This is a genomic window from Pasteurella sp. XG20, assembly GCF_018968665.1.
GTDB classification, from domain to species: Bacteria; Pseudomonadota; Gammaproteobacteria; order Enterobacterales; family Pasteurellaceae; genus Pasteurella; species Pasteurella multocida.
Genome location: NZ_CP076656.1, coordinates 561,827 through 581,128 on the forward strand (window position 1 = coordinate 561,827; position 19,302 = coordinate 581,128).

General features: G+C 41.8%; 12 protein-coding genes, 2 tRNA genes and 3 rRNA genes. 10 read left to right on the top strand and 7 right to left on the bottom strand.

Annotated elements, in window-relative coordinates:
- The first annotated feature begins 44 nt into the window (after positions 1–44).
- Positions 45–983: a bifunctional biotin--[acetyl-CoA-carboxylase] ligase/biotin operon repressor BirA gene (gene birA, locus KPF51_RS02550; RefSeq protein ID WP_005725354.1), complete on the top strand. Its 939-nt coding sequence runs from the start codon at positions 45–47 to the stop codon at positions 981–983.
- A gap of 61 nt (positions 984–1,044) precedes the next feature.
- Here the strand turns inward: birA and KPF51_RS02555 are convergent, their stop codons facing one another.
- Entirely contained in the window at positions 1,045–1,890 is an 846-nt protein-coding gene (locus KPF51_RS02555; RefSeq protein ID WP_005725355.1) for a DUF5718 family protein, read from the bottom strand.
- Positions 1,891–2,278: 388 nt separating this feature from the next.
- Here KPF51_RS02555 and KPF51_RS02560 point away from each other — a divergent pair.
- From KPF51_RS02560 to KPF51_RS02585, 6 genes are all read left to right on the top strand, one after another.
- Positions 2,279–3,821, top strand: a 16S ribosomal RNA gene (locus KPF51_RS02560).
- 83 nt (positions 3,822–3,904) lie between these two features.
- Positions 3,905–3,981: transfer RNA gene (locus KPF51_RS02565), tRNA-Ile, on the top strand.
- 61 nt (positions 3,982–4,042) lie between these two features.
- A tRNA-Ala gene (locus KPF51_RS02570) sits at positions 4,043–4,118 on the top strand.
- A 320-nt stretch (positions 4,119–4,438) separates the two neighbouring features.
- Positions 4,439–7,338, top strand: a 23S ribosomal RNA gene (locus KPF51_RS02575).
- Positions 7,339–7,502: 164 nt separating this feature from the next.
- A 5S ribosomal RNA gene (gene rrf / locus KPF51_RS02580) occupies positions 7,503–7,618 on the top strand.
- The 16S, 23S and 5S rRNA genes sit together here with 2 tRNA genes alongside, the layout of an rRNA operon.
- A 395-nt stretch (positions 7,619–8,013) precedes the next feature.
- A complete protein-coding gene (locus KPF51_RS02585) occupies positions 8,014–8,796 on the top strand; it encodes an SDR family oxidoreductase (protein ID WP_064661080.1) in 783 nt (260 codons plus the stop codon).
- A 2-nt stretch (positions 8,797–8,798) separates the two neighbouring features.
- Here the strand turns inward: KPF51_RS02585 and KPF51_RS02590 are convergent, their stop codons facing one another.
- From KPF51_RS02590 to KPF51_RS02610, 5 genes are read right to left on the bottom strand one after another with little or no spacing between them, the layout of a single operon-like run.
- On the bottom strand, positions 8,799–9,596 hold the full coding sequence (locus tag KPF51_RS02590; protein ID WP_005722795.1) for an ATP-binding cassette domain-containing protein: 798 nt from the start codon (positions 9,594–9,596) through the stop codon (positions 8,799–8,801).
- 12 nt (positions 9,597–9,608) lie between these two features.
- Positions 9,609–10,658, bottom strand: a complete 1,050-nt coding sequence (locus KPF51_RS02595) for an oligopeptide/dipeptide ABC transporter ATP-binding protein (RefSeq protein ID WP_005732177.1) — start codon at positions 10,656–10,658, stop codon at positions 9,609–9,611.
- Between the two features lie 7 nt (positions 10,659–10,665).
- Positions 10,666–11,553, bottom strand: coding sequence for an ABC transporter permease subunit (locus tag KPF51_RS02600; RefSeq protein WP_005722791.1), 888 nt, complete (start codon positions 11,551–11,553; stop codon positions 10,666–10,668).
- Positions 11,543–12,508, bottom strand: a complete 966-nt coding sequence (locus KPF51_RS02605) for an ABC transporter permease subunit (protein WP_005716994.1) — start codon at positions 12,506–12,508, stop codon at positions 11,543–11,545. Before KPF51_RS02605 ends, KPF51_RS02600 begins: the two co-directional genes overlap by 11 nt.
- A complete protein-coding gene (locus KPF51_RS02610) occupies positions 12,505–14,196 on the bottom strand; it encodes an ABC transporter substrate-binding protein (RefSeq protein ID WP_005722790.1) in 1,692 nt (563 codons plus the stop codon). The genes KPF51_RS02605 and KPF51_RS02610 overlap by 4 nt, the downstream gene beginning before the upstream one ends.
- 168 nt (positions 14,197–14,364) lie before the next feature.
- Between KPF51_RS02610 and KPF51_RS02615 the strand changes: the two genes are divergently transcribed.
- The 3 genes from KPF51_RS02615 (at position 14,365) to KPF51_RS02625 (ending at position 17,905) form a co-directional block, all read left to right on the top strand.
- Entirely contained in the window at positions 14,365–15,771 is a 1,407-nt protein-coding gene (locus KPF51_RS02615; protein WP_014391265.1) for a YcjX family protein, read from the top strand.
- A 17-nt stretch (positions 15,772–15,788) separates the two neighbouring features.
- On the top strand, positions 15,789–16,865 hold the full coding sequence (locus KPF51_RS02620) for a YcjF family protein (RefSeq protein WP_005722789.1): 1,077 nt from the start codon (positions 15,789–15,791) through the stop codon (positions 16,863–16,865).
- Between the two features lie 86 nt (positions 16,866–16,951).
- The gene (locus KPF51_RS02625; RefSeq protein ID WP_064661079.1) at positions 16,952–17,905 is read left to right on the top strand and encodes a sigma-54-dependent transcriptional regulator; all 954 of its coding nucleotides are present in this window, start codon (positions 16,952–16,954) and stop codon (positions 17,903–17,905) included.
- 48 nt (positions 17,906–17,953) lie between these two features.
- Here KPF51_RS02625 and hflX read toward each other — a convergent pair whose 3' ends face one another.
- Entirely contained in the window at positions 17,954–19,300 is a 1,347-nt protein-coding gene (gene hflX / locus KPF51_RS02630; RefSeq protein ID WP_005722780.1) for a ribosome rescue GTPase HflX, read from the bottom strand.
- Positions 19,301–19,302 lie beyond the last annotated feature (2 nt).

Consider the following 19,302-nt stretch of genomic DNA (forward strand, 5'->3'; position numbering starts at 1 on the left):
CTATAATAAGTTGCCTCTCTTTGGTTATATAAATAAGGATTTTTATGCAAAACGTACTTGCATTACTCGCTAGCTATCAACAACTTTCTTTAGCAGAATTGACCGCACTTTTAGGTTATTCAGAACAAGATATCTTACACAATATCGAACAATTGAAACAACAAGGGATACAAATAGAACAGCAAGTCCAACATTTTCGTCTCATACCTCAATTAAGTCGCTTAAATGAATCTTATTTGACGCAAGCGTTAGCACCTTACCCACTTTATATTAAGCCGATTATTAACTCGACCAATCAATTCTTGCTTGACAATATTGCACATTTGGAAAAAGGCGCTATTTGCTTAGCAGAATATCAAACTGCGGGACGTGGACGACGTGGTCGTCAATGGCTTTCTCCTTTTGCTGGACAAGTGATTATGAGTTTGTATTGGACATGTGAACAAAAGGTCAATTTAGAAGGCTTGAGTTTAGTGGTGGGTATGGCAATCGCAGAAACACTAAAACAAGCAGGTGCTTTGAACATTGGATTAAAATGGCCAAATGATGTGCTATTACATGGGCGCAAATTAGCAGGGATTTTGGTCGAAATCGCCAATCGCCAGAATAATCAACATAATCTCGTGATTGGCTTCGGCATTAATTTGTCTTTCCCAAAACAAACACAGCAAATTGATCAACCTTGGGCAGAGCTGATTGAAATATTACCAACGATTGATCGGAATAAATTAATCGCAGAATTAGGTAAAAAGTTGATTGCACGTTTACAACATTTTGAACAAGCAGGAATTGATGAAGCATTTTGCCAAGATTGGCGAGATATGGATGCGTATTTTGGGGAAGAGGTTCATGTGTTAACGGAAAACCATAAAATCACAGGTATTGCGCAGGGAATTGATAAACGGGGTTATCTTCAACTGATAACGAGCGAGGGAATGCAATATTTCAATGGTGGGGAAGTGTCACTCAGGAAAGCCTCTTAATATTATCGTTATAAATAAAAGTGCGGTCAAAAAATGAAAATTTTTAACCGCACTTTATCCTTTACACAACAACTTGTACTAATGCTGCAATATCCTCAGAGAAGGTGTTTTGTTTTGCCATCGACACAATTGTTTCGTGGTCGTATTTTTTCGTGTTATATACTACGACAATACTGGTATCACCAATTTGTAAGAAATTACGCTCGCCAAAAGCTGTATAACGTGTTGCACCAATGCCAATCACGGCTTGTTTAGGATAATTGGCTTTCGCTAATAAAGCAGGAATATCGTTCATAGGTCCTTGATCAGGTTGGGTATTCATCTTAGTGATTATCCAATTCAATAACTTTTGATGAAAATAACTATAACCCAGAGCAGGACTATCGATGCCGTATTCATTGAAATCTGTACCACGTTTATGAAAACAGGCAATATGGTAATGATCTAATTCACAACCTGGTGCAAAAGAACTTAGCGGTAATAGCGTGTTAGCAAGCCCCTTGGTTTTTTCTCCCCAGTTTTTCTTTTCACTAATTTTTTTTGCATCGGGACGACGGATAGAACAATCATTGTAGGCGGTAAAGAAACGCGGTGTAAGAGAAATGACTTGTTTCTCTTGATATTCAATATCACAGATTAAGGCAATCTCTGGTTCAATCTGTAAATTATCCGCCCCTTTTTGCTTTGGAAAACAGATTTGATCATGGGTCAGAGGAAACGTGGCAAGAAATTGATGTTCAGGATTGAGTGTTTCACTCGGCACATAAAAAGGAAAAATCGCTTTCGGCTGAATTTCTTCTTCTGTTTGCACCGAAATAAAATCAGCCGCTTCACCCGCTTGTTCTAAATGACCTGCGAAATTTCCTGCGACACCAAAACAAATCATATTTTTAAAATCAAATGCCATGTTTTCCTCCTTGTTCATTCTATTAAACGATAAAATCATTTCACTTTAGTCTTAAATTTAAGCGAAAACAACCGTTTTTGTTTGTTCTGTAAACAGCTAATAAAAAATTTAATTTTTTTTGTAAAAAGGGGTTGCAAAGGGTTTTAAAATGCCTATAATACGCCCCACACAACGACGCGACGTTGTACGAGATAGTAGATACACCTCGCGTCGTTGTTTTTTGTTCTTTAACAATCTAACAGACAATCTGTGTGGGCACTTGTTGATTGATTTCATTTAAAAAATTTTAAAATTGAAGTCTTAATAGGTGCTTAATACTGAAAATTCATGATACTTTTGAAGTAAATGTAAACTTTTAGCTAAGCAGTTTATTGAGCGATTGAACTTTGAATTGAAGAGTTTGATCATGGCTCAGATTGAACGCTGGCGGCAGGCTTAACACATGCAAGTCGAACGGTAGCAGGAAGAAAGCTTGCTTTCTTTGCTGACGAGTGGCGGACGGGTGAGTAATGCTTGGGAATCTGGCTTATGGAGGGGGATAACTGTGGGAAACTGCAGCTAATACCGCGTATTCTCTGAGGAGGAAAGGGTGGGACCTTAGGGCCACCTGCCATAAGATGAGCCCAAGTGGGATTAGGTAGTTGGTGGGGTAAAGGCCTACCAAGCCTGCGATCTCTAGCTGGTCTGAGAGGATGACCAGCCACACTGGAACTGAGACACGGTCCAGACTCCTACGGGAGGCAGCAGTGGGGAATATTGCGCAATGGGGGGAACCCTGACGCAGCCATGCCGCGTGAATGAAGAAGGCCTTCGGGTTGTAAAGTTCTTTCGGTAATGAGGAAGGGATGTTGTTAAATAGATAGCATCATTGACGTTAATTACAGAAGAAGCACCGGCTAACTCCGTGCCAGCAGCCGCGGTAATACGGAGGGTGCGAGCGTTAATCGGAATAACTGGGCGTAAAGGGCACGCAGGCGGACTTTTAAGTGAGATGTGAAATCCCCGAGCTTAACTTGGGAACTGCATTTCAGACTGGGAGTCTAGAGTACTTTAGGGAGGGGTAGAATTCCACGTGTAGCGGTGAAATGCGTAGAGATGTGGAGGAATACCGAAGGCGAAGGCAGCCCCTTGGGAATGTACTGACGCTCATGTGCGAAAGCGTGGGGAGCAAACAGGATTAGATACCCTGGTAGTCCACGCTGTAAACGCTGTCGATTTGGGGATTGGGCTATATGCTTGGTGCCCGAAGCTAACGTGATAAATCGACCGCCTGGGGAGTACGGCCGCAAGGTTAAAACTCAAATGAATTGACGGGGGCCCGCACAAGCGGTGGAGCATGTGGTTTAATTCGATGCAACGCGAAGAACCTTACCTACTCTTGACATCCTAAGAAGAGCTCAGAGATGAGCTTGTGCCTTCGGGAACTTAGAGACAGGTGCTGCATGGCTGTCGTCAGCTCGTGTTGTGAAATGTTGGGTTAAGTCCCGCAACGAGCGCAACCCTTATCCTTTGTTGCCAGCGATTCGGTCGGGAACTCAAAGGAGACTGCCAGTGACAAACTGGAGGAAGGTGGGGATGACGTCAAGTCATCATGGCCCTTACGAGTAGGGCTACACACGTGCTACAATGGTGCATACAGAGGGCAGCGAGAGTGCGAGCTTGAGCGAATCTCAGAAAGTGCATCTAAGTCCGGATTGGAGTCTGCAACTCGACTCCATGAAGTCGGAATCGCTAGTAATCGCAAATCAGAATGTTGCGGTGAATACGTTCCCGGGCCTTGTACACACCGCCCGTCACACCATGGGAGTGGGTTGTACCAGAAGTAGATAGCTTAACCTTCTGGGGGGGCGTTTACCACGGTATGATTCATGACTGGGGTGAAGTCGTAACAAGGTAACCGTAGGGGAACCTGCGGTTGGATCACCTCCTTACCTAAAATGAAGCGACTGCAAGTGTTCACACAGATTGTTTGGTAGATTGTGTCAATGAAGAGACAAAAAACCGAAATCCTTTTGGGTCTGTAGCTCAGGTGGTTAGAGCGCACCCCTGATAAGGGTGAGGTCGGTGGTTCAAGTCCACTCAGACCCACCACTCAAGCGAAAGCAAAAGAGTGAAGCGAAAAGGGATGACGGCGCATTGTAATGATGTGAATGGGGATATAGCTCAGCTGGGAGAGCGCCTGCCTTGCACGCAGGAGGTCAGCGGTTCGATCCCGCTTATCTCCACCAAATCATCATTGCTAAGTGTTTTGTGTAAATGGCATTAGTCTGGATAGATTAATGGTTCTTACATTAAGAATATTTAGCAATGATGAGCGAAAAATGGCGAAGCCATTTTGACTTGTCTTTACTGTTCTTTAAAAAATTGGAAACAAGCTGAAAAACTGAAGAGATTTTCGAAAGAAAGTCTGAGTAGAAAAATCTTGCATGAAAAAAGGCATGCAAGTGTTTAGCGTTTAAACACAACATCAAGGTGATGAAACTTGATTAATGCATTAGCAAAGGTTAATGGATTAATTGAGATTAAGTAAGAATACTTGAGGTTGTATGGTTAAGTGACTAAGCGTACAGGGCGGATGCCTTGGCAATCAGAGGCGATGAAGGACGTGCTAATCTGCGAAAAGCTTGGATGAGTCGATAAGAGGCGTTTAATCCAAGATATCCGAATGGGGAAACCCAGTAGATGAAGAATCTACTATCAATAAATGAATACATAGTTTATTGAGGCGAACCGGGAGAACTGAAACATCTAAGTACCCCGAGGAAAAGAAATCAACCGAGATTCTGTGAGTAGCGGCGAGCGAAAGCGGAAGAGCCAGTAAGTTTTAGCTAGCATATTAGAGGAATTGGCTGGGAAGCCAAATCAAAGAGGGTGATAATCCCGTACTCGAAAGTATGTTAGTGGAACTAAGCTTACGATAAGTAAGGCGGGACACGAGAAATCCTGTTTGAAGATGGGGGGACCATCCTCCAAGGCTAAATACTCCTGATTGACCGATAGTGAACCAGTACTGTGAAGGAAAGGCGAAAAGAACCCCGGTGAGGGGAGTGAAATAGAACCTGAAACCCTGTACGTACAAGCAGTAGGAGCGAGGGCAACCTTGTGACTGCGTACCTTTTGTATAATGGGTCAGCGACTTATATTTTGTAGCGAGGTTAACTGAATAAGGGAGCCGAAGGGAAACCGAGTCTTAACTGGGCGTTGAGTTGCAAGGTATAGACCCGAAACCCGGTGATCTAGCCATGGGCAGGTTGAAGGTTGGGTAACACTAACTGGAGGACCGAACCGACTAATGTTGAAAAATTAGCGGATGACTTGTGGCTGGGGGTGAAAGGCCAATCAAACCGGGAGATAGCTGGTTCTCCCCGAAATCTATTTAGGTAGAGCCTTGAGCGGACACCTTCGGGGGTAGAGCACTGTTTCGGCTAGGGGTCCATCCCGGATTACCAACCCGATGCAAACTGCGAATACCGAAGAGTGATACTCAGGAGACACACGGCGGGTGCTAACGTTCGTCGTGGAGAGGGAAACAACCCAGACCGCCAGCTAAGGTCCCAAAGTCTATATTAAGTGGGAAACGAAGTGGGAAGGCTTAGACAGCTAGGATGTTGGCTTAGAAGCAGCCATCATTTAAAGAAAGCGTAATAGCTCACTAGTCGAGTCGGCCTGCGCGGAAGATGTAACGGGGCTCAAATATAGCACCGAAGCTGCGGCATCAGAATTTATTCTGTTGGGTAGGGGAGCGTTGTGTAAGCGGATGAAGGTGGCTCGAGAGGGTTGCTGGACGTATCACAAGTGCGAATGCTGACATAAGTAACGATAAAACGAGTGAAAAACTCGTTCGCCGGAAGACCAAGGGTTCCTGTCCAACGTTAATCGGGGCAGGGTGAGTCGGCCCCTAAGGCGAGGCTGAAAAGCGTAGTCGATGGGAAACGGGTTAATATTCCCGTACTTGGATAAACTGCGATGTGGGGACGGAGAAGGTTAGGTTAGCAGACTGTTGGATGTCTGTTTAAGGTGGTAGGTGGAAGACTTAGGCAAATCCGGGTCTTTATAAACACTGAGAGCTGATGACGAGGTCTTAAGGGACTGAAGTAACTGATACCCTGCTTCCAGGAAAAGCCACTAAGCTTCAGGTTTATCTAAACCGTACTGAAAACCGACACAGGTGGTCAGGTAGAGAATACTCAGGCGCTTGAGAGAACTCGGGTGAAGGAACTAGGCAAAATAGCACCGTAACTTCGGGAGAAGGTGCGCTTACAGTAATTGTAGTCCCTTGCGGATGAAGGTGAAGTAAGTCGAAGATACCAGCTGGCTGCAACTGTTTTTAAAAAACACAGCACTCTGCAAACACGAAAGTGGACGTATAGGGTGTGATGCCTGCCCGGTGCTGGAAGGTTAATTGATGGTGTTATCGAAAGAGAAGCTCCTGATCGAAGCCCCAGTAAACGGCGGCCGTAACTATAACGGTCCTAAGGTAGCGAAATTCCTTGTCGGGTAAGTTCCGACCTGCACGAATGGCATAATGATGGCCAGGCTGTCTCCACCCGAGACTCAGTGAAATTGAAATCGCCGTGAAGATGCGGTGTACCCGCGGCTAGACGGAAAGACCCCGTGAACCTTTACTATAGCTTGACACTGAACATTGAATTTTGATGTGTAGGATAGGTGGGAGCCTTTGAAGCAGTGACGCCAGTCATTGTGGAGGCGACCTTGAAATACCACCCTTTAACGTTTGATGTTCTAACGAAGTGCCTGAAACGGGTACTCGGACAGTGTCTGGTGGGTAGTTTGACTGGGGCGGTCTCCTCCCAAAGCGTAACGGAGGAGCACGAAGGTTTGCTAATGACGGTCGGACATCGTCAGGTTAGTGCAATGGTATAAGCAAGCTTAACTGCGAGACAGACAAGTCGAGCAGGTGCGAAAGCAGGTCATAGTGATCCGGTGGTTCTGAATGGAAGGGCCATCGCTCAACGGATAAAAGGTACTCCGGGGATAACAGGCTGATACCGCCCAAGAGTTCATATCGACGGCGGTGTTTGGCACCTCGATGTCGGCTCATCACATCCTGGGGCTGAAGTAGGTCCCAAGGGTATGGCTGTTCGCCATTTAAAGTGGTACGCGAGCTGGGTTTAGAACGTCGTGAGACAGTTCGGTCCCTATCTGCCGTGGGCGTTGGATGATTGATTGGGGCTGCTCCTAGTACGAGAGGACCGGAGTGGACGCATCACTGGTGTTCCAGTTGTCTCGCCAGAGGCATTGCTGGGTAGCTAAATGCGGAAGAGATAAGTGCTGAAAGCATCTAAGCACGAAACTTGCCAAGAGATGAGTCATCCCTGACTTTAAGTCAGTAAGGGTTGTTGTAGACTACGACGTAGATAGGTTGGGTGTGTAAGTGTAGTGATACATTGAGCTAACCAATACTAATTGCCCGAGAGGCTTAACTATACAACGCTCAAGTGTTTTTGGGTGTTGAGTGAGACGTTAGACGAAAAGACGAAGAAGAGAAAATTACTTTAGACAGCTTGTTTTTGATTAAAGTGCGAGAGTGAAGAAAGCACGAAGGAAGAACAGAAGAATAGAGAAGACAAGAGAAGACATCAACCGAATATCTTGGCGGCGATAGTGCAGTGGACCCACCTAACTCCATGCCGAACTTAGAAGTGAAACGCTGTAACGCCGATGGTAGTGTGGGGCTTCCCCATGTGAGAGTAGGACACCGCCAGGTCTGAATGAGAAGAAACCTCAAGTAGAGATACTTGAGGTTTTTTTGTGTTTGGGGAGAGTGGGGATATGGGGAGAGTGTCATTCGCATAACAAGAAGTATAGTCATTACCCAAAACTCAAGTAGCACTAAACAGTAATACAGTAATTAAGAAGCAACTAAGAAGCAATTAAGACACAATTAAGACACAGCAATTAATGAGCAGTTAAGAGGCAATTAGACAGGTTGTTTGGGGGAGTCGTCGCTTTTTGCTTTATTCATAAATCTCAAATTACTTTCTGAATGACAAAATGTAAGTCACATATTTCTCACAATAAAGAGTATGACATTACATTTCTTTTCGTTTTTTCAGTTAGAATAGAAAAACTGTATTTGGCAACGTTATGTTGGAACATGAAATGAATAATGGCTATATTTTAATTACTGGTGCAAGCTCAGGAATTGGTTATCAGCTTGCTAAAACATATGCACAGAAAGGTAATAAATTAATTTTGGTGGTAAGGACTTTAGCGCCTTTAGTTGCATTGCAGCAACAATATGTGGGAAACATTGAGATTATCCAAGCAGATTTGTCTTGTTTAGAAGAGACGCGAAATGTATATACTTTTACACAACAACGAGGATGGTTTATTCATACATTAATTAATAATGCAGGAGTAGGATTATTAGGGGATTTTACTCAGACTACATTAGAAGATGAAATCGCGATGGTGAACTTGAATATTCAATCTTTAATGATACTCAGCAAACTGTATTTACAAGAGATGATGAAAATGAATCAAGGGCATATTCTTAATGTTTCTTCTGTTGCGGGTGAAATGCCGGGTGGTCCTCAAATGTCGGTATATTATGCAACTAAAGCTTTTGTTACGTCATTTAGTCAAGGACTAAGTTATGAATTAAGACACACGGGGATAAAGGTGTCTATTTTAGCACCGGGTCCTACATTGACCAATTTTGTTAAAACGGCGACACGCATAGAAAATGCGACGCTCTTTGATATGTTGAAGTTTCAGACCGCGGAGACAGTTGCTCGATATACTGAAAAGCATTTAGCACATAAGAAATTGATTATTCCGGGTGTCTGGAATAAATTGATGGTTTATAGTCACCGTTTTTTACCACGAACTTTTGTTATTGCACTTGTAAGTCGTATTCAGCATTTAAAGAAAGAGAAGTAGTGCTATTTTGTAGCCCAAGAACCTTCATCTAATAAGCGTCCAAAATGGCTTTCGACGAGACGTTTTGTGACTTCCGTTTGTGGATGAGTAAAGAGTGATTTGGTCTGTCCATATTCAATCATTTTGCCTTCGTCCATTACTAAGACATTATCCGCCATATGTTTGATGATACCTAAATGTTGACCAACATAAATATAGGAAATACCCAACTTATCTTGTAAATGTAACATCAAGTTAGTGAGTTGGGTTTTTACCGTGGCATCTAGTGAGCCTAGTGCATCATCTGCGATAATGATTTGCGGATCTAAAATTAAGGCCCTCGCTAACGCAACACGTTGTTTCTGACTGGCTGACATCGTGTTGATTTTAACATTCGCATGATCTGGATACAGCCCTACTAATTTGAGTGTATTGAAGATTTTTTGGTTACGATCTTGGTTATCGAGATGTGTCACTAAACGCAAAGGCGCATCCAAAATTTGTCCCACATTTAAGCGTGGATTAAAGGCTGTGTTAGGATCTTGAAAGATCATGCGGATGTGTTTTGCCCGATATTGGTAATCACCAAAGAGGAGAGGTTGACCATTAAAGAGAATACGCCCTGAAGTTGGAGGGATAATACCCACGATCATTTTGGCAAGCGTTGATTTTCCAGAGCCATTTTTACCAATAATGGCTAGTGTCTGTTTTTTATCAAGACGAAAACTAATTCTTTCTACAGCATTAAATTGGCTGGCGCCAAATAAGCTCATCGTATCAGTAAAAGATTTTGACAGATCTTCAACTTGTAATAGTGCCATTCTCTTTACCTTCTATTCTGATTTTGCATTTTGGAGTATTAAAGGGGCGCTAACCTGTTTTTCTTTAAATTGTTTTTCGCGTAAATTTAAAGGGTAGTGACAGGAAAATTCATGCTGTTTAATACGATACCTTGTAGGTTTTACAATACATTTTTTTTGCGCAAAGGGGCATCTTGGTCCAAGGCGACAACCAATTGGCATTTGTTCTAATAAAGGAACGGTGCCTTTTAATGTATTTAAGCGACTTTTCAAGGGTAATGGTTGACTAAAGTCTGGAATCGAATGTAACAAGGCTTGTGTATAGGGATGATGTGGGTGTTCTAAAATCTCTTCTTTCGGTCCAGATTCGGCATTTTGTCCACAGTAAAGTACAGAAAATGTATCACACCATTCACTGATACTCTTGATATCGTTACTGGTCAGTAAAATAGATGTGCCTTGATTTTGGTTCATACTTGAGAGTAAGCGAAAGATCTGAGCTTTAGTGATTGATTCCACAGAGTTAGTAGGCTCATCAGCAATGAGTAAACGAGGCTGATTCGCAACGGCAATGGCGATCATGACTTTTTGTCCTTCACCTTCGGTAATCTCTTCAGGATAACTTTGCATGATATCCTCGTGTTCTTTAATGCCTACTTTGTGTAATAATTCGATTGCGCGACGTTTTTTCCAACCAAACCACTGCCACCAACGACCTTTAAATGTCCATGAGGGGATATTCTGGATGATTTGTTTGCCAATCGTTTTGCTCGGGTCTAAACAAGTCAGTGGGTCTTGGAAGATCATTGATATTTCTTGCCCAATTAATTTACGTCGTTTTTTTGGCGGTAATTTTAGTAATTCAATGTTATCAAAACGGAAACGGTCGGCGGTGACAATCCAAGAGTCACGAAACACATTACAAATTACTTTTGCGATTAAGCTTTTTCCTGAACCTGATTCTCCGACTAAACCACAAATTTCGCCTTCGTTAAGGGTAAGATTGACATTATCGACAACCTTGATACGCCCTTGCGATGTTTCAATTTCAATACACAGGTTTCGAATATCTAATAGCGCCATGATTCACCTACTCGTAATATTTCTCTATCGCTTTACACAGCCCTTGGCTGAAAATAAAAACGACTAAAATGGTTAAAATAATGGCGATGCCGGGGAGAATGACGGTCCAAGGCGCGAGATAAATCAGTTCTAAAGAATCTTTGATCATTGCACCCCATTCTGGCGTAGGGCGCTGTGCCCCCAAAGAGATAAAACTGAGTGCGCTGATATCTAAAATAGCGATGGCAAAGGCACGAGCGATTTCCTGAATATAACGTACTGAAATATTCGGCAAGATGATTTCTTTCAGGAGTGCTTTATTCGAAATTCCATCTAGTTTAAGCATTAATACATATTCTTTTTTCAGTTCATGTTGTGTGGCTTGATAGATTTCATGAATAAAGTACGGCAATAATGCTAATGTTGTGGCTAAAATGGCATTAATTAAGCTAGGCTTCATTAGCGTCGCAATAATAATAGCAATCAACAAACTCGGGATCGAAAGAAACGTATCAAGAAAATGCCCTAAAATTTTTGATTTTACACTGTGTGAAATACCCGCCCAAATGCCGAGCAATGTTCCAATCATGATAGTGAAACACACGACAACGAGAGAGGCGCCGAGTGTATAGCTAGTACCGATAATGATACGACTAAAAACATCTCTGCCAATATCATCAGTACCGAAGAAAAACGAAATTTTTCCTTCGTTGGTCCAAGAAGGAGGCAACAGTTCTTGACCGACAAATTGCATGTCGCTAGAGTAAGGTGCAATCCACGGACTAAAAAGTGCGGTTAAAATAAAAACAATAAAAAGGTAGAAGCTAAATAGCGCGATACGATCTTGTCTAAATAATAGCCAGATATGTTTTATTGCAGCACTTTCGCGAAATTCATCAGGTTCTTTATCTTGCATACCAGCCTTTCTTATTAAATGGATCGAGCATAAAGGCAAAACTTTCTGATAATACATCAACGATGATAATACATAAGCCAATAACGATCACGCCCACAGAAATACTATTATAGTCTTGTTGTGTAACGGCATCAATTAACCAGCGACCGATACCAGGCCAGCCAAATGTGCTTTCCACTAACATACATTGCGTTAGGACAAGTGTAAATAAACGTGTCGATTGAGGAATTAATAGTGGAAGTGTGTTACGTAAAACATGTTTGCGTAAGATCTTATTTTGTGACCACCCCCGGGTCATTGCCATCTTGATATAATTTTTCGTTAACACATCTTCAGCCCGTTGCTGCACAATTCTTGTGATCTCCATTGTTGGCAAAATTGTCAGCACTAAAGTGGGTAAGACAAGATGCTGTAGGACATTCTGAATAACTTTGGTGCGGTAAAATTCGTCCATAAACCAGACATCAATAATAGGAAAGCCAGTGATTGGTTTAATCGCATAAAGTAAGTTATATTGCCCGATCGCTGAAATTTCCCAACTATGAATAGCAGAAAAATACAGTGCAATAGGTGCGATCCAAAATACCGGCATAGATAAACCTAAAGCAGACATGGTGCGAATTCCCTTCCCTAAAAAAGTGTGGCTTTTCATTGCGCCCATGAGCCCTAATGGGATGCCAAATAATACGGCAAGTAAAATAGCGCTGAAGCAAAGTTCGAGGGTAGGCGGTAAAACGGTTTGGATAATGGCATTTAGTGAATCGCCTCCGTTGTACGTAATGCCAAAATCCCCTTGTAGTAAGTGAGTAATATGCGAGATATAGCCTTGTAGGAGAGTTGGCTGCATTAGTTCTTCATTCAGCGGGTCTTGGATTAAAATCATATAACTGAGCAAAGACAGAATCAGTAATGTCAGAAACACAAGGAAAACTTGGCGTAATAAAGCAACGATCATGGTTTTGCTCCTTTACGTAAAGATAAGTTTTCAAAATTAATACTGCCAAATGGACTCATTTTCACGCCTTGCACATTTGGGCTAACCACCAACATCCGTTTCGCATTGGCGATAGGAATGAGTGGGACTTCAGATAAAATAAGTTCTTGCGCTAAATTGTATTCACTGGCACGTAAGTGTAAATTGGTCGTATTGAGAGCGTTATCCATAAAATGATCGAAAAGGGGATCGCACCAATTAGAAAAATTCGTAATTTCTGTCACGGTGTTACAACTGAGAATCGGACGCATAAAACTGTCAGGGTCAAGATTACCCGCTAGCCAGCCTGCTAAAATCATATCGTAATCTTCGGAATGGGCTTTTAAACGTTCAATGAGATACGTACGTGTTACAGGCTGGACAATCACTTTCACACCAACATTGGCTAAATCTCGTTTGATCAATTCCGCCATTTTTAATGGGGAAGGATTATAGACTTGTTCTTCATTAATCACCCACATAGTCAACTGTAGTTGCTTATCTTGTAAAAATGCACGGGCTTTTTCTGGAGCATAATCGTAAGCAAAGTCTGGAGTATTGACTTTTGAGGCCCATGAAATACTAGGAATAATATTATTTGCTACAGTTGCAGTATGATGATAAATGGTTTGCACAATACGGTGACGATCAATGGCTTGAGAAATCGCTCGGCGTAGTTTCATACTTTTCATCGCCGGTTTTTTGAAATTAAACGCCAAGTAAGACAAATTCATGCCTTCCACAAAATCCACATAAAAATGTTCGTTTTTGTCTTGTAATAGCCCGAGTTGACTGACTTCTGGATAGGAGACAATTTGACATTCACCATTGAGAAATTTCACTAAGCGTCCAGTACGGTCGGTTGAAAGATCAATAATGATATTTTTGATTTGGGCTGGTTTTTTCCAATAATGCTCATTGCGTATAAATCTGACATATTGATTGCGGAAATAGTTTTGTACTTTGTAAGGTCCTGTACCAACAGGTAACAAGTCTAATTGTACTAAGTTATCGTCTGCATTGAGCTGTAATGCATATTCTTGCGAAAAAATAATAGCATATTGGCTAGCAAGGTGTGACAAAATCGACGCATCGGCTTGGAATAATTTTATCTGTACTTGGTAGGGGGTGATCGCTTTAATTGATTTAATTTTTTGATTTAATTTGATACTTTCAAAATAAGGAAAGCGGATCTTTTTTGCTTGCTTATGGAAAATACGGTATTGGGGATTGCTGTAGTGGATAGATTCATCATCTAATGTGGGTAGATAGCTGTTATAGCCTAACATTCTGTTAATGGAAAAGACGACATCATCCGCATTAAAGTCACGGGTTGGCGTGAACCATTCTGTATGATGAAATTTCACGCCTTTACGCAAGTTAATCGTAATCAGTGTGCCGTTATCTGAAACACGGTAAGATTCCGCCAGTGAAGGGATAACCGTTGCACTGTTATCACTTGTTTCAAAAAGTTTATTATAAATTTGCTCAGTGATCACGTTCATACTGGTCCCCGCATCTGCCGTTTGTGGATTAAACGAGAATCCAGTGGCGTGGGTACAGTAAATTAATCCATTTTGTGTTAGCTCATTGGGCACGCGTGGCGCCGCCGTAACAAAATGTGAGTAGAGAAAGAGAAAACAGGCAAAGATAACTTTTCTAATCAACATAATTGGTGTATTTGTGATAAATTATCGGGGAATTGTAAAATATATTGCAGGGATAAGCTATCTTTTTTGGCTTACGACTGATCTTGAATAAATCCGATTAAGAAAAAATTCAGGTTTTTTTATTATCTTGGATTTACATATAGCGAACCGGAAGAAAAGAAACGTAGTATGTTAAATTATGTACAAAAAGAAGTCAGTGAAATCATTAATCGTGGTTTAGATCGTCGTTTACGGTTGGCTGTGACAGGGCTGAGCCGTAGTGGAAAGACCGCATTTATTACCAGTTTTATCAATCAGTTACTGCACATTAATCGTGTCGATAATCAACACATTCCGTTGTTTGAACCCGCACGCCATCATGCCATTATTGCCGTGAAACGGGTACCTCAAGTGAACCTAAATATTCCTCGTTTTGATTATGAACAGAATGTAAAAGGATTAATGCAAGATCCACCTGTTTGGCCTCATTCTACACGTGGAGTGAGTGAAACACGATTAGCCATTCGTTATCAACGGAATACGGGATTATGGCGACATATCAAAGAAAAAGGTACGCTTTATCTCGATATTTTTGATTATCCCGGAGAATGGTTATTAGATTTGCCTTTGCTGAGCCTAAACTATCAGCAGTGGTCAGTAGAAATGCAACGGATCACGCAAAACCAACGTAAGGATCTTGCAGAAGATTGGTTAGCTGCGGTGAATCGTTTAGATCTCAGTGCGAGTGCAGACGAAGATGTGTTGGCACAATTGGCAAAAACATATACTGATTATTTACTTGCTTGTAAACAAGAAGGGCTCCATTTTATTCAACCGGGTCGTTTTGTATTGCCTGGTGAATTAGAGGGGGCTCCGGCATTACAGTTTTTTCCATTATTGCATCTCTCAGCCGCAGATTGGCAGAAATTAATGCAAGAGAAAAAACAAGGTAGCTATTTTGCCGTGTTGACACAACGTTATGAGTACTATCGCCAGCATATTGTGAAAGCCTTTTATCGTGATTATTTTTCGACTTTTGACCGGCAAGTTATCTTAGCGGATTGTTTGACGCCGTTAAATCATAGTCAGCAAGCCTTTTTAGATATGCAAGAGGCATTACAGCAGTTATTTAAAAATTTTCATTATGGTCAGCGGACGTTATTAAATCGTTTATTTTCTCCTCGTATTGATAAACTCATGTTTATTGCTACTAAAGCAGATCACATTACAAGCGATCAGTTGCCCAACTTGGTGAGCTTGATGCGTCAACTTGTCCAAGAAGGAGGGCGTTATGTGGAATATGAAGGTATTACCACTGATTACACCGCCATTGCAGCGATTCGAGCCACAGAACAAGTGACCGTAAATCAACATGGGCAAAGTTTTAAAGCATTACGTGGCGTGCGTTCAAGAGATAGGCAGCGTGTGACTTTATATCCGGGAACTGTGCCGAGTAAGTTACCGCAAGCCAGTTTTTGGCAACATCAGCCATTTGAATTTGATCAATTTGAGCCGCAGTTATTAGCCTCGGGCGAAAACATACCGCATTTACGTATGGATTCGGTATTACAGTTTCTGTTAGGTGATAAGTTTTAGTGAGGTAGAGTATACATATGAATGAAAAACGTCTTTTTACTGAAGCACAGACGGAAAATGAGGCTGTGGATTTTACCCCTAAACGCGAATTTCATGGTGAGATGCATATTGAAAAAGACGAGCCTGTGATAGAGGATAGGTTTGTTGAACAGACTTTTGAGCACATTGTGCAACCGCGATCTCGCTGGTGGAAAACAGGTTTGGCACTGACCGCACTTTTATTTTGTTTTGCAGTGATTGCTCAATCAATTCAATGGTTAGTGGACACTTGGCAGCAAAACCAATGGATTTACTTTGTGTTTTCATTAGTGACATGCTTGGTGCTGCTATTAGGGGTCTCATCACTGGGTAAAGAGTGGCTACGCCTCGTCAAGTTGAAAAAAAGACTTTCATTACAGCAAAAAAGCCAACAAATATTGCGAGAAAGTGCGGTCAATTTAGGGCAAGATTTTTGTGCTGAAAAACATCAGCAGATTAAAGCATTGTGTACAGAGATGGCGCAGATGCTTAAGCTCTCTTCAGAAGATCCAGGTTTAATACAATGGCAAAACCAATTGCATGACGCATATTCAGCGCAAGAAGTGGCGCATTTATTTAGTCAGACCGTGCTACATCCCTTTGATGTACAAATTAAAAAATTGATCAGCAAAAGTGCGCTAGAGGCGGCAGTGATCGTCGCAGTCAGCCCATTAGCGGTGATCGATATGTTTTTTCTGTCTTGGCGTAATATTCGTTTGGTCAATCAAATTGCCCAAATTTATGGGATTGAGCTAGGTTATTGGAGCCGCTTACGTTTATTAAAAATGGTACTCCTTAATCTTGCTTTTGCAGGTGCGACAGAAGTTGTGCAAGATATTGGTTTAGACTGGTTGTCACAGGATTTGACCGCAAAACTGTCGGCGCGTGCAGCCCAAGGCATCGGTGTTGGCTTATTAACAGCACGTTTAGGGATTAAAGCTATGGAATTTTGCCGCCCTTTAGCTTTTCAAGCTGGTGAGAAACCGCGTTTAAATCATATACAACAGGAACTCTTGGGCCAATTAAGAAGTACGTTTTTTCGTTCCAATAAAACGAAAGTCAAACAGCAAGTTTAAAATGTAAATTTATCTTTCCAGTGTTTCTTTAATCTTTACAGTTTTAGTGCTATCATAGAGCCATTTTTTACGAGTGAGGAAATGTTATGTCCTTGAATGAAAGTGTGGAGGCGCCTTTTGCTGGGCTTGTTGCACGGAGTGCTAAAATGCAGAATCTTGTTGCTCAAGCAATGAAATTTGCGATGAGTGACGCACCCTTATTAATTCAAGGTGAAACGGGGACAGGCAAAGATCTGATTGCTAAACTATGCCATCTTGCGAGCCCTCGTCATCATAAGAAATTTATTGCGGTCAATTGTGCAGGTTTACCTGCGCAAGATGCGGAAAGTGAAATGTTTGGTCACCGTGAGCAAGACAAAGAATATGTAGGCTTTTTTGAGTACGCAGAGGGGGGAACCGTATTATTAGATAGTGTGGCTGAATTGTCCCTCGAGTTACAAGCCAAATTATTGCGTTTTTTAAACGACGGTACCTTCCGCCGCGTTGGTGAAGAAAAAGAACATTACGCCAATGTTCGGGTGATCTGTACTTCTCAAGTTCCTTTACAATATTATGTGGATAAAGGAAAAATGCGAAGTGACTTATTTCACCGTTTAAATGTACTCACGCTTAATGTGCCACCACTACGTGAGCGTCAAGAAGATTTACCGGATTTAGTGCAACTGTTTGTACAACAAATTAGTCAAGAATTAGCCATGCCAGTACCGCACTTTGATGCACATTTTGTTCAATATTTACAAGATTATCCGTGGGCAGGTAATGTGCGTGAATTATATAATGCATTATATCGTGCCTGTTCGTTGGTGGAGGATGGGCAATTAAGTATCGCGGGACTCAACTTAATTGAGCAGGACGTGATGCCAGTAACGTTAGAGCAGTTTAGTCACCAAACTTTAGAAGAAATTATGAGTAAATTTGAGGCAACCGTCTTGCGAAAATTTTATGAGCAATATCCCAGTACACGGAAATTAGCGGCGCGTTTGGGTGTTTCTCATACCGCAATCGCGAATAAGTTGCGGCAATACGGTATTAATAAGTAAACAAAAAAGGACAAAAGTGAATTTGTCCTTTTTTGTTTTTAGCCACTTTTAACATATAAAAGTCTCGAGTTCTGGAAATTGTTTCAATAATTTTAGCCATGCGACTTTATCAATACGAATCGCTAATAAGAATTCACCTTGTTCGTTAATCTGTTCATGCTGAATACAGTCCTGTTGGTATAAGGCATGGCGTATTTTACCCGTATGTACTGGCAAAGTAAGCGCTAAATCCAAAATTTCATTTTTTAAACATAGACTGATGGCATCCAATAATAAAGGCAGTCCGATGCCTGTTTGTGCGGACATGTAAACTGCGATAGGGCGCTGTTCTTGATCATATTCAATATGTGGTTCGATATGAGCTACTTGATCGATCTTGTTATATACCAATAAGGTTGGAATATCACCTGCATTAATTTCTTTTAACACAGTTTCAACTGCGTGAATATTCTCTAATTTACGCGGATCTGCACAATCAATAACATGTAATAAAAGGGCAGCTTCCGTAGTTTCTTGTAATGTTGATTTGAAAGCAGAAACTAAATCATGAGGTAAATGGCGAATAAAGCCTACTGTATCCGCTAAAATCGTGGTCCCGACATCTTGAATTTGCAGACGGCGTAGGGTGGGGTCGAGTGTCGCAAACAGCTGATCGGCTGCGTACACATTGGCTTGGGTGATTAAATTAAACAAGGTGGATTTTCCCGCATTAGTATAACCAACTAAGGAAATCGTCGGGATATCTGCTTTTTGTCTTGTTTGGCGATTCTGATGGCGTTGCTTTTCCACTTTTGCCAAACGGCTTTGAAGCTGAGAAATGCGCACTTTAATTAAACGACGATCAGTTTCTAACTGTGTTTCACCCGGTCCACGTAGTCCTACCGCTCCTTTTTGTTGATCAAGCCCTGTTTTTCGGCGAACAAGACGAGTTGATAAGTGTTTTAGTTGCGCCAATTCAACTTGTAATTTACCTTCATGTGAACGTGCTCTTTGGGCAAAAATATCGAGAATCACTCCAGTGCGATCTACAACGCGACATTGACAAAGGCTTTCTAAATTACGTGTTTGTGCAGGGGTGAGTGCATGGTTGACTAAGACGACATCGGCTTGCGTATTTTGCACCGCTTCTGCGATTTCTTCCGCTTTGCCTTGCCCAACGAAATATTTAGCTTGGGGTGTATGACGAGTACTGGTGATAACAGAGAGAATGTCAACGTTGGCGGACTTGGCTAATAATTTGAATTCTAACAAGTCATCGTCATTGCGATCTTGCGTTAAGAAACAATGAACAATGATCGCACGATCAAAAAGGGATTCAGAATGTGGTGAAGGTAATGAAGAAAGTGCGGTCGATTCATTCTGAAGATCTACCGCACTTGCAATAAATGTGTTCAACT